The following is a 12236-nucleotide window of genomic DNA, read 5'->3' on the forward strand; positions in this document are numbered from 1 at the left end:
TATTATTTTGATGAGACGCCGTTTTTAATCTTCGCTCGCAGCACATCATCAAATTGCTCAATGCTTAGCATTTTACCAATTATTCTTTTTTGTGCGTCTAACAAATATAATGTAGGGGTTTTATAAACATCGTATAATTGCCTGAAATTCGCGACTCCTTTTTTTGCCTCTTCTTCTTTCACTGACCTTGGCTGATAAATATTTATCCATTCAAGCTTATGTTCATTTATAAATTTTTTCCATGCTTCATTTGCTCCGTCGTCTACATTTACCCCTACTATTTTAACTCCCAGGGCTTTCCATTTTGCCTGGTAGATAGAATCAATTCTCGGTACTGTTTCTTTACAGTGTCCGCAATTAGGATCCCAAAAAGTTAAAAAGGTATATGGTGCTTTTATGCTGTACAAAGACACTGCCTTACCGCTTGTGTCAAGCATTTGTATATCGGCGCCTTGTTCTCCAAGTTGATTGGCCATCAGGCTATATGCCCTGTCAAAAATGTATTTTCTTTGTTTTTTATTCAGCCAGGCTGTATCTCCTTTGCTGAAATATTTATCAAATAAAAACAGGAATACTTTTTCCTGCCCCATGTATTCCGGGTTGATGTACTTATCAGTAAACTTACCGAGAAGATATTTAAACATTTCCCTGCTTTCCCTTGATACAAGTAACATATAATTCACTTCGCTGATGATCGAGTCGGGCTCTGGCGCAACATAATATTTAAAGTATTCTTCAAGCTTCGGTTCAAAAAAGGGCGTGCGCACCAGGCTCTCATCATCAAAAGATACACCGTTCCACCAATTGTCTTTCACGTAATGGTATGGATAAGAAGAATCTTTTTTACCGTTGGGCAATACGGGTACTGCAGGTATCTCAGGCCGCTTCATTGCAAAAAAGAACCTGCTGAGCATAGACGTTGGTTTCTCTTTCATTACGTTTTCACGGTAATCATCCAGCTCTTTGTTTGATATCGTTATCAGGCTTTTTATGGTCAATGAATCTTTCGCATCCTTAGCCTCCGAAAGCTGCTTTTGCAGTGAGTTAAGTGCGGGTGTTTTCTGCGCAAGAAACCTCGTGTACTCCTGGAACATTTGATTGTCAGGAGAGCCGGTTATCGTCACATCACTAAGCTTTGTTGTATCAGCCTTTATTGAAAAGTTTTGATTTTTATCCATCAAAAATTCAAAAAGCAAATATTTCTTGGGCGATACTGCAAAATAAATTCCTTGTGGCAGTTTTTCTTTCCCCTTAAAGACTCCCTGGCTTTTTTCGTTTAGCCACGCGGAGTCGGAGAGGTTTTTGAACTTTCCGAAATAGCAGCCAAGGTATATCCATGTATTCTTAAACGGAGCAATTGTAACCGGAATATTATATCCCCCAGCGGTTTTTGTTGCTACGGGTGATTTCTTTACAGTTTTAGTTTGAGCCGAAGATTTGTGGCTTATTATAAACAAAGCCAGGCTAATAAATACAAATCGCATCATATATATTACAATAGAATTAGTTGTAAAAATATCTTTAAAATAGGAAAAGGTTTTTTTCAATTTGTTAATTACCATTCAAACTTTATGTAATAAACGTTTAAAAAGATCAATTATGATTACAAGTAAAAAAGGAATAACAGAAAATAAAGCAAATGAAAGTAACTGAAAGAGTTATCGAACAAATAATGAAAAAATTAAAAGACACTTTGAATGTGTTGATTCTGTATTTTTTTTCTGCAGCCGGCCTTTTCATCCTCTTTTAGCTTTGGTTGCGACGCTCCGTTCAATTGTAGTAATTCTATTTAACTTTTTGTGGATGTTTAGAGAAACGGCTTTCTTGAGCTGAAGTACTGAATTTGAAACCTGTATTTCGATATGAACTTTTTCATCACTTATAAAATGAGTCAACAGCTTATCTTCGCTAAATGTTTTTTAAAGATGTTATAGGTCAAACTGAGGTTAAGCAGCACCTAGCGGAAATGGTGCAGTTGAACAGGCTCAGCCATGCTTTATTGTTCTTAGGAAAACAAGGGAGCGGCGCTTTGCCTTTAGCCCTTGCTTTTGGCCAATTTCTTGTTTGCGAAAAAGTAAATGGGAAATCAACATCTAATCAACAAGGCCCTTCTTTGTTTGGGTTTGACGAACCAGTTGAACCAATGAATACATCTCCGACCTTGACCGACGCCTGCGGAGAATGTCCTGCATGTACCAAGGCATGGCAAATGGTTCATCCTGATATACATTTTTCTTACCCGGTAATTTCTAAAAAAAGCGGAGACAAGCCAAAGTCGACAGACTTTATAAGTGATTGGCGGGAATTTATACAGCAGAGTCCTTATGGGAATGTGTATGACTGGCTTCAATTTATAGGAGCAGAAAACAAGCAGGGAAATATAACGGCGGAAGAATGTAATGATATTATAAGACAACTTAGCCTGAAGAGCTTTGAAAGCGAGTATAAAATTCTTTTGATGTGGATGCCCGAATATTTGGGCAAAGAAGGAAACAAGCTTTTAAAACTGATAGAAGAACCACCGGCAAACACATTATTTATATTGGTGGCTGAAAGCGAAGAGCAAATTTTGCCAACGATTTTATCAAGAACGCAATTGGTAAAAGTTCCTTTACTTGAAAATGTTGAAGTAGAACAGGCATTGATAGAAAGAAACAATACGCCACCTGAGCAGGCAAGACTTGTAGCAGGAATTGCACAGGGAAATTATCATGAAGCGTTGCAGCTTTTACAACATTCTGAAGAAGACTGGCTAAGCCTGCTACGCGAATGGATGAACGTAACACTGAAAGAAAACCAGTTGGGCCAGGTAAAATGGGTAGAAGAAGCTGCTAAACTGGGTCGTGAAAAACAAAAGCAGTTTCTCCGGTATTACAATCACTTGCTTGAGCAATGTGTTCGATTAAGAATTTTGGGACCTCAAAATTTATCTCTTTCTGAACCTGAAAAAGACTTCGCAGCAAGGCTAAATAAGGTGGCAAGCGTAACACAGCAACAAGCTATTATAACAGAACTTGACAAAGCAGCATATTATGTCGAAAGAAATGCTAATGCTAAAATTCTTTTCCATGCATTAACTATAAAAATGTTGCACATTATTAAGGATAAGGTTTTAGTAAGCGTGGTGTGATAATTTTCTTTTGTATAAGTTAGTCTTACATGGCTGGCCAAACTATTTCAACTTAAAACTTTGCCGCCACAATTACCACATTTTTAAACGATTTCCTTTTGCCATTTAGATTGAAGACGTCAGTATAAATGATATAGGGGCCTAAGGGAACTTTATTAAGCTTGTCATCCAAACCGTCCCATTTAAAAGTGCCTGAAAGTGCTAATGTTGCATTTTTAGCAAGGCTTTTTACAGGCATTCCTGCTGCATCAAAAATGGTTATGTTGGCTACATATCCTTGTTCGCTGGTTAAGTAGTTGATCGTTGTAAAATCTTCAAATCCATCTTTATCTGGCGAAAATGTTTTTGGGGCAACTGTTATATTCGTTCTCGTAGAAGCATCTGTTTTGAATTGTGAATTTTGATAAGAAGGGGTTCCAAAACCGGCAGTTGATGCAGCAGATGTCCAGTTCTCTTTGTTCTGAGTTGGCTTGTTATAATCAATTCTTTCTAATGAAATTCCTTCTGTATTATCTATTAATTGGAAATGCCATTTAGAGTTATAGTGCAGTTCGTCAATTATATATTTTCGGCTATCTAATAACACAACATCACCTTCTTCATCAGGAAAAGAAGGCATGTTGATATCAATAAAATTATCAGGGTTTTGTGCAAAATAGTTTTGTTTTATAACCGACGCATCTTCACTGACAACAAAAAAATCTCCTGGAAACAGTAAAAGAGGATCACCTGTAAGTTGTGTTAGACTTCCTACAGCATTTGTAGTAGAAGATCTGTTAGCTATATACACATCTTTTAAATCAACTATTTTAGCGCTTCGATTATATATCTCAACATAATCGACGACACCGGGTTTGGGATTAAAAAGTACCTCGTTGATAACAACATCATTACTATCAATAGCACTTGCCAACCCAACGCGTGCGTTTTTTACTGCCTGTATAATGTTGCCACTGCAATCTGCTATATTATTTGCTGTTATTGTATACTCCTTATTACTTAATAAGGCCTTATTTACGGTAAGCTTTACTTTATTAAACTCAGGAGAAATGGCAACAGCAGAAACCGGGGTAATGTCGCTGCCGATGTTGTAATTAGAAGCATTTGCGCCTTTTGAGCTATCAATCGGTTCACTAAAGGTTAATATAATTGTTACACTGTCGATTGTAGCAGCTCTTAAAAGTGCAGGCGCAGTATTATCAGGATTGTGTGCATCTAAAGAATTTTTTGAGCCGGGTGTTCCGCCTCGTGCGTCGGAGCTTGCCTTCCAATTGCTGGCATCACCGCAAGCATTATGTGTGTCCATCATCTCAAGGCTCCAACCGCCGCTACTCTTTACATCATTTTGAAACCAGCTTTTTTTATAACTGACAGAATGAATTACAACTCCTTCTTTAGATATAAGAGATAATGTTGTGCCCTCATTATTAAGAGCCGGAAAAGAAGGTATTCCAATAACTTTCCCAAATAATGAAAAAAGGTCAACATTGTTCAGGCCTGTAATTATAAGGAAGCTATCTGCAGGTAAAATGTATGAAGGAAACGACTTACTGCCATTACTCAAACTCATTAATCTCCAACCACCAAGATTAATATCTTTCCCGCTAATATTTTTAACTTCAATAAATTCTGCATCAGGCAGACCATTAACAGGGCTTGGATCTGGAAGAATTTCATCAATCACTACGCCAAAAGCCTTAGGTATTTGAGCATTTGAGTTTGTAAATAAAAAACAAGTAATTAAAATAAAGGTAAAAATGATCGTTTTTGGCATTTGCTCTATTGGCCTTGATATTTTAAAAATACAATGGTTTTGTTATCTCTATAGAATTATTATGCCCAGTAAAATTCGGCTCAAAAAAAATCACTTTAAAAAAATTTGTCTTTAGTTCTTTTTGTATTTACTTTCGCAAAAGTGATTACAGTACAACAAAATATTAAACGCACAAAGAAACAGCTACCCTAGGGAAGCCGCCTGCGTTTGTACATTATACATATAAAGTAAGGCCTTCCCGAAACAGGAAGGCTTTTTTTATGCGGTGCTTTTACAATAAAAGGTAAAAAAATATTATTCGCGACAAAACATACAATCAGAAAAAACAAGAAAAAATAAAAACAATGAAAGTTGCAGTTGTAGGCGCTACAGGCCTTGTAGGCACAAAAATGTTGCAGGTGTTAACCGAACGAAATTTCCCGGTAACAGAATTATTGCCGGTTGCCTCAGCAAAATCAGTTGGAAAGGAAGTTCTTTTTAAAGGCAAAAACTATAAAGTAGTAAGCATGGAAGATGCGATTGCTGCAAAGCCTGACGTTGCATTGTTTTCTGCCGGAGGTGGCACATCACTCGAATGGGCTCCTAAGTTTGCGGAAGCAGGGATAACTGTGATTGACAACTCAAGTGCATGGCGCATGGATCCTAATAAAAAGCTGGTAGTACCTGAGGTGAATGCGGAGGTTCTTACCAAACAAGACAAGATCATCGCTAATCCTAATTGCTCTACCATTCAAATGGTCGTAGCATTGCAACCATTGCATAAAAAATATAAAATTAAAAGAGTTGTGGTAAGCACTTACCAAAGCGTAACAGGCACAGGGGTAAAGGCGGTGCAGCAACTGATGAACGAACGCAAAGACGAGAAAGGAGTTATGGCTTATAAATATCCTATTGATTTAAACGTAATTCCTCAAATAGACGTGTTTTTGGAAAACGGTTATACCAAGGAAGAAATGAAGATGGTAAATGAGACTAAAAAAATTATGCACGATGACAGCATAAGACTAACATCTACTACAGTGCGTATACCGGTGATGGGTGGCCATAGTGAAAGTGTAAATGTAGAATTTGAAAACGACTTTAACCTTGATGAGGTAAAGCAATTGCTTGAAGAATCACCTGGCATAACATTGCAAGACAACATACAGGAGCAAATTTATCCGATGCCATTATGGGCACATGAGAAAGATGATGTATTTGTAGGCAGGTTAAGAAGAGATGAAAGTCAGCCAAACACCTTAAACATGTGGATTGTCAGCGATAATCTTAGAAAGGGTGCAGCAACAAATGCAATTCAAATAGCAGAATATTTAATTAAAAATGATTTGCTGAACTAGATGTGCTTTTGGCACCCGTATTTTTTATACAGACTTTGATAAAATGATGAAGTGTTTGAAGAGTCAATTTTTCAAACACTTCTCTTTTACTAATTGCTTTATAGCAGCGCACGCGTTATAATTTTGGATACTTAAAAAATATTCAAGAATTTCATCAAGAACACTTATATCGTTTTCGGTTAAAAAGATTTCATATACTTCGTTATAATTGAAGTTTGCCGAAAGACGATATAACAGTGATTTCATGAGGGATGGGTTAGACAGGTGTTGATTGTTCATTTTGTTTCAGTGCCGGTGCTTTTGATATTTTTCTTTACTCTTTAGGTATCAATTCTATAAAAATAAATAAGACTTAAAGCCACAAGCATTAGTTGCAAGTACAACAAACAGCAGCAGTTTTTACAAATCCTTACATCTTTAGCTACTTCTTTAGACGCAAACTTCTAAACGTCTTTTTCCGTTCGTATATATATTAATTTGATTGCATTAATTGAATTAAAAAGTCATAAAGAAAGTGAAGATTTTATTTTTCTGATTTAAGCCTTTGGTTTTAATGTTTCATCCTTCATCCTCTACTAACTTTATTGTGATCACATTCTGTTCATTCGTTTATCTTCCGACATCATAAGCTTTATGTTCAAACAGAGAAGATAAACAATTTAAAAGCATGTTTTTAACAGACAAACAAAAAAATGTACAATAGGTATTCACCCCATTTTTTTGTAATATTATTGTTGCTTTTATTCAACTAACTGTAAAGTATATGAAACAATATTTTAGAATCTTATTCATATTTATTGTTATTACAAATGCCTCTTGTAAAGTAACTAAAAACGCTGTTGCAACTAAAGATGACGGAAAAATAGAAATTGATTTTGTGCAGGTAAATGATGTGTATGAAATAGCGCCGATAGCAGGTGGCAAAGAAGGTGGAATGGCAAGAGTCGCCACATTAAAAAGGAAATACAAACAATCTAACCCAAATACTTTTTTAATAATGGCCGGAGATTTTATTAGTCCCTCTGTGTACAATAGTTTACAATACAACGGACAACGAATAAGGGGTGCGCAAATGATAGAATCGATGAACGCTGCAGGAATGGACCTCGTAATTTTTGGCAACCACGAGTTTGATTTTTCGGACAAAGATTTGCAGGATAGAATCAATGAGTCTAACTTCCTGTGGGTTTCATCAAATACTTTTCATAGGTTAAAAGATAGCATTGTTCCTTTTACAAAAACAAATGTACCGGGTGCAGTTCCCTTTCCTCAAAAGTATATAATGAATGTAAAGGATGCCGATGGTACAACTGCTAAAATAGGTATTATAGGTCTTACGCTTTCATCAAATCCTGCAGAATATGTTAGTTACAAAGAGCCATTGTCAACAGCGAAACAATTATACGATGAGCTTAAAGATTCTGTAGATGCAGTTGTAGCTGTTACACACCAGACAGTTGATGATGACATTAAACTCGCAACTGAACTGCCTGGCTTAGCTGCTATTCTAGGCGGACATGAACACTCTGGTGTATTCCATAAAACAGGTAATGTAAACATAACCAAAGCGGAAGCTAACGCTAAAACTGCCTACGTTATAAAACTTCTTATTAATAAAAAGACTCATCAATTTACTGCCTCTCCTGAACTTAACTATATAAACGAAAAGATTGCTTTTGACATCACTACAAATACAGTTGTACAAAAGTGGAAAAAAATAGCAGAAGATAATTATGCTTCCCTAGGTTTTAACCCAAAGAAAATTGTCATAGCGTCCGGAGAAGTACTCAATGGCAAAGAGTCAGAAACTCGAAACACGTCAACAAATTTTACAAGGTTGATAACACAAGCAATGGCATTTGTATGCCCCCAAGCAGATGTAGTTATTTTTAACTCAGGTTCAATAAGATTAGATGATATATTAACTCCGCCTGTTTCTGAGTACGATATAATACGCAGTTTGCCTTTTGGTGGTGGCATTGTAGAAGCCGATATGAAAGGAAGTCTGCTGATACAAGTATTACAGGCAGGACTAAAGAATAGAAATTCAGGTGGTTTCTTACAATATCAGCCTGTAACCTATAATAATACCAGCAATTTATTTATGATAAATAATACTCCAATTGATTCACTTAAAACATACCGGGTTGCTATGTCAGAATTTTTACTTACCGGAAAAGAGAGTAACCTTGGTTTTCTACATCCTCAAAATCCTGCCATTACAAAAATGTATCCTGCTGACACCTCAGCCAATAATCCAAAATTAGACATCAGGCTGGCAATCATTACATATTTAGAAAGTAAGAAATAATCATGAAGGCGAGAATAAAGGAGATAATAATATCCTTTATAATTTCCTGATGATTCTCTTTCATAAACGCTGCATTATTATTTTACATCAGTTGAATACAAAGAACCGCCATCGGTATTTGATGCAGTATTATTTTGTATAGATGATGGATCATTGATCTGGTAAGAAGGATTGAGGTCGAAGCCTGCATTTAAAATAGCAGAGGTATGAGTGTACCAATCATCAGGATAACTTACAAATACACAACTTCCGCCTTTGATAGCATCAATTATTCGAAAATGTATACCATACGGAACAGCAGGACAACCATAACTTCTGCTAATTGCGCCTTTTGCACCGGCCACCGATGCAGCTACGTACTTTGAACCATGCAACACTATTGACCTCATTTTGACTCTGTCATTTATACCCGGCTCCATTCCGTTTAACTGTAAACTAAGACCTGCTTTGCCTTTGTACGGCTGCCCGGTTACGAGAAATCCGAGGCTGCTTTTATTAGAATTATATAAGTTTGAAAAACTTGTGGCAAATTCCTCTCCGCTGTTTTTTCCATGAGAAACATACGTATTGAACAATAAGCGGCTGTTAACAACATCAATTACATACAACCTCTTATTTCTGCTGCTTTGGCTATAATCACAAATAGTAAGTACGTTTGTCTTGTTTAACATACCCTTACTTTCGAGGTATTGAAAACCTTTATAAGCATTAAAAAACACATCTTTTTCGAGACCGTATTCGCCTAGACTAATTAGATCGTAAATGGAATCAGAAATTCTTTTAATAACGGGAGCGCTTGCTGAATTGGAAAGTAATGTAGGAAAATTTTTATCTCCACCTGGCAACCCTTTTTTGTTATCGCCTGCAAAAGATTGTACCGAAATAAAGAGTAACGTGACCAATAAAACCTTTCCTGCTAACTTTGAAAATCCTCGCATAAATTATAATCTTATAAGTGTAATATTTACGGTTAAGGACGCCAAATTATAATAATTATTGTCTAAGCTAAGTTAAAAGTTTTTAAGATGTGCAATTTATCCCTAATATTTGCTGATTTTCAATGCTTTCTTTTAGGTAAGAAACTTTAAAACCAGCCTCGTTTCTTAAATATTCTCAGCATGATTAACGGTACAATCAGCATAACTGCTACTGTTATGTAAAACCCCCACTTTTGGTGCGAGTAAGGAATAACATCGAAATTCATTCCGAATATACCTCCTATGACAGCACCGGGTGCAAGTAAACAGGTAACAATTGCCATTACTTTCATTACCTCATTCATCTTCAGGTTCACCTGGTTTATATACAAGTCCTGTAGACTGGTTAGAATGTCACGATAGTTTTCAGCAACATCATTTGCTTGTATAATATGATCGTAAACGTCTTTAAAGTATTTATTTATTTTGTCATCCAGCAGTTCGCTTTCACTCTTAATGAAACCATTTATAAGGTCTCTTACCGGCGAAACATTTCTTTTCAATACAATCATTTCTTTTCGAAGACTGTTCAGTTTAGCCAAAGATTTTTTGGTACTTCTACGAACTATTTCTTCTTCAAGCTGCTCTATTTTGTCTCCCAACTTCTCCATTACTTCAAAGTAATGATCGACAATAACATCGAGTAAGCTATAACACAAATAATCTGCTCCTCTTAGCCTAAGTTTACTGTTAGCAATATTTAGTTTATCACGAATACTTTTAAATACATCTCTTGTAGCATCTTCCTGAAAGGTAATTACAAAGTCTTTTCCCAAAACTATGCTTATCTGCTCCTGCTCTACGGCACAGTTTTCTTCATTGAAATATAACATATTCAGCAGGCAAAACAAAACGCCCTCTATGTCATCCATTTTAGGTCGTTGACCAATACTTGATATATCTTCTACGAGTAAGGGGTGAACGCCAAAATGTTGACTTATGAGTTCTATATCCGGCTTAACAATTCCATCTACATTTATCCAGCTTACTTTTCCGCTATCGCGAAAGCGAAAAGTTTCCCTGATATTCTTCAACTCAACTTTTTCAATAGATACTGCATTATAACTATATACATACAATTTTGTTTCTTTTACATCTTCCCACTCAGGTTGAACAGTTGGATTAAAGCCGAAAATCTCTTTAGTTCTACCTGTATTGAAGACCGGTTCAATTAATTGCTGAATGTATTTATCGGGGCGCATAAAATAAAGATAAGGCAACCTGTAGAAATTAATTTACCAGATGTTTTTTGGAAGGTAACTATATAGTATGTGGGGTAAACCTACATGTGAAATTAGCAGAACCTCTCTACATCAGCTAACAATGAAGCAGCAAAAAACAAAGAAATATCTGGCCATTGTTTGCTAAGAGAGCTATTTGTTTTTACAGAAAATGTAAAGAACGAGTTTCACATAAGTTTTTTTAAATTTTGCAAATATCGTATCTGAAAAATTATAAGTCTAGATCTAAAACTGTTTTTGGCGGCAATAAAAGAATTGTTTGTAGTCCAGCCTCTTTAGCACCTTCTATGTTGTTAGCAGTATCATCAATAAATAATGTTTCATTAGCATTCAGGTTCTCGATGTAAAGCAATTTGATAAAAGATTCGGGGTAAGGTTTTCTTACGCCCAATTCATGAGAATAGTGAGCTTTTATAAAATAATCGTCAAAGTTCTTTTCGCCTGTACAGTCGCGGAAAATTTTTTGAAAAGCTATATAATGTATAAGATTTGTATTTGAATATAAGTAAATATTATAGCGTTTTTTTATTTCTTGCAGCCAACGAAGTCTTTGTACCGGAAAAGTTCCAAGCATTGCAATCCATGCATCCCTTATCTGCTCATCTGACAAGGCTACTCCTGACTCTTTTCTAAAATTTTCATAAAACTCTTCTGGAGTAATTTTCCCTGTTTCTAAATTTTCAAAAAGAGCGGACGCAGTACTTTGGGTGTAAAACTTGTTCCAATTAGCGACGCCTAATGCTTTAAAGGCTTTTTCTGTTTGTAAAAAGTCGATATCAATAAAAATTCCACCAAGATCAAAAATAATATTTTTTATTTTTTTCATAATTGCAAAAATAATGGCTGTGGAAATGCAGAAACTTCTATATTTGCACCCGCTTCCCAGAAGCAGGGCCTATAGCTCAGTTGGTTAGAGCACCTGACTCATAATCAGGTGGTCCTAGGTTCAAATCCTAGTGGGCCCACTGATAATCAAGCAGTTATAAAGATAGTTTATAACTGCTTTTTTATTTCCAAGCAATTTCCAAGCAGACTTACTCTTTTTCCTTTTTGTACTCAAATAACTCTGCATTAACAATTGAGTTAGCGATTTCTTGACAATTCGCAATTCCAACCGTTTCTTTTCTTTCTTAATTTTAACCTAATCTAACTATTACCGCTAAAACAGTTATTATGAACTGGAAAGAAAAATTACGCAGTAATTTATTGCTGCGTAACATGATGTTCGATGTAATAGGTTTTCCTGCTTCTGCAGCCAAGAGGACATTTATTCCTTACTTTCAATATAAAATGGCGCCATACCAAAGGGATTACTACCTCTATTTCACAAGCCCGCCCAACAGTATTCGATATAAAAACGATATTTTTAATAAGCTCTATGAATATGATGGGTATGAAATTGTTCAGTATATAGAATTTCACTTTTCTGCTTATGAAAACAAAGAAGATTTTCTTCGTTTTCTGCG

At 35.8% G+C, this 12236-nt stretch carries 9 protein-coding genes, 1 tRNA gene and 1 pseudogene; 5 read left to right on the forward strand and 6 right to left on the reverse strand.

Features of this window, described 5'->3' with window-relative positions; genetic code table 11:
* Positions 1-2 precede the first annotated feature (2 nt).
* Positions 3-1487, reverse strand: coding sequence for a redoxin domain-containing protein (locus B154_RS0115275; protein WP_211217504.1), 1485 nt, complete (start codon positions 1485-1487; stop codon positions 3-5).
* 425 nt (positions 1488-1912) lie between these two features.
* On the opposite strand from B154_RS0115275, the gene B154_RS0115285 reads away from it, so the two are divergent.
* Positions 1913-3130, forward strand: coding sequence for a DNA polymerase III subunit (locus B154_RS0115285; RefSeq protein ID WP_018615129.1), 1218 nt, complete (start codon positions 1913-1915; stop codon positions 3128-3130).
* 52 nt (positions 3131-3182) lie between these two features.
* On the opposite strand, the gene B154_RS28715 is transcribed toward B154_RS0115285, so the two are convergent.
* Positions 3183-4904 carry a lamin tail domain-containing protein gene (locus tag B154_RS28715; RefSeq protein ID WP_018615130.1) on the reverse strand — a complete coding sequence of 574 codons (1722 nt, stop codon included), beginning with the start codon at positions 4902-4904 and terminating at the stop codon, positions 3183-3185.
* Positions 4905-5248: 344 nt separating this feature from the next.
* On the opposite strand from B154_RS28715, the gene B154_RS0115295 reads away from it, so the two are divergent.
* The gene (locus tag B154_RS0115295; RefSeq protein WP_018615132.1) at positions 5249-6241 is read left to right on the forward strand and encodes an aspartate-semialdehyde dehydrogenase; all 993 of its coding nucleotides are present in this window, start codon (positions 5249-5251) and stop codon (positions 6239-6241) included.
* A gap of 63 nt (positions 6242-6304) precedes the next feature.
* Here the strand turns inward: B154_RS0115295 and B154_RS0115300 are convergent, their stop codons facing one another.
* Positions 6305-6487, reverse strand: a complete 183-nt coding sequence (locus tag B154_RS0115300; RefSeq protein ID WP_033411803.1) for a hypothetical protein — start codon at positions 6485-6487, stop codon at positions 6305-6307.
* Between the two features lie 517 nt (positions 6488-7004).
* Here B154_RS0115300 and B154_RS0115305 point away from each other — a divergent pair.
* The gene (locus B154_RS0115305; protein ID WP_018615134.1) at positions 7005-8552 is read left to right on the forward strand and encodes a bifunctional metallophosphatase/5'-nucleotidase; all 1548 of its coding nucleotides are present in this window, start codon (positions 7005-7007) and stop codon (positions 8550-8552) included.
* A gap of 77 nt (positions 8553-8629) precedes the next feature.
* Here the strand turns inward: B154_RS0115305 and B154_RS28720 are convergent, their stop codons facing one another.
* From B154_RS28720 to B154_RS31450, 3 genes are all read right to left on the reverse strand, one after another.
* Positions 8630-9490 (reverse strand): murein L,D-transpeptidase catalytic domain family protein, encoded by an 861-nt coding sequence (locus B154_RS28720; RefSeq protein ID WP_018615135.1) that lies wholly within the window; start codon positions 9488-9490, stop codon positions 8630-8632.
* Between the two features lie 146 nt (positions 9491-9636).
* Positions 9637-10731, reverse strand: coding sequence for a magnesium/cobalt transporter CorA (gene corA, locus B154_RS0115315; protein WP_018615136.1), 1095 nt, complete (start codon positions 10729-10731; stop codon positions 9637-9639).
* A gap of 250 nt (positions 10732-10981) precedes the next feature.
* Positions 10982-11596, reverse strand: a complete 615-nt coding sequence (locus tag B154_RS31450) for an HAD family hydrolase (protein ID WP_033411818.1) — start codon at positions 11594-11596, stop codon at positions 10982-10984.
* 65 nt (positions 11597-11661) lie between these two features.
* Between B154_RS31450 and B154_RS0115325 the strand changes: the two genes are divergently transcribed.
* Positions 11662-11735: transfer RNA gene (locus tag B154_RS0115325), tRNA-Ile, on the forward strand.
* Between the two features lie 208 nt (positions 11736-11943).
* A pseudogene (locus B154_RS0115330) lies at positions 11944-12236 on the forward strand (hypothetical protein); the annotation flags it as partial.

The sequence above is a fragment of the Segetibacter koreensis DSM 18137 genome, assembly GCF_000374045.1.
Classification (GTDB): Bacteria; Bacteroidota; Bacteroidia; order Chitinophagales; family Chitinophagaceae; genus Segetibacter; species Segetibacter koreensis.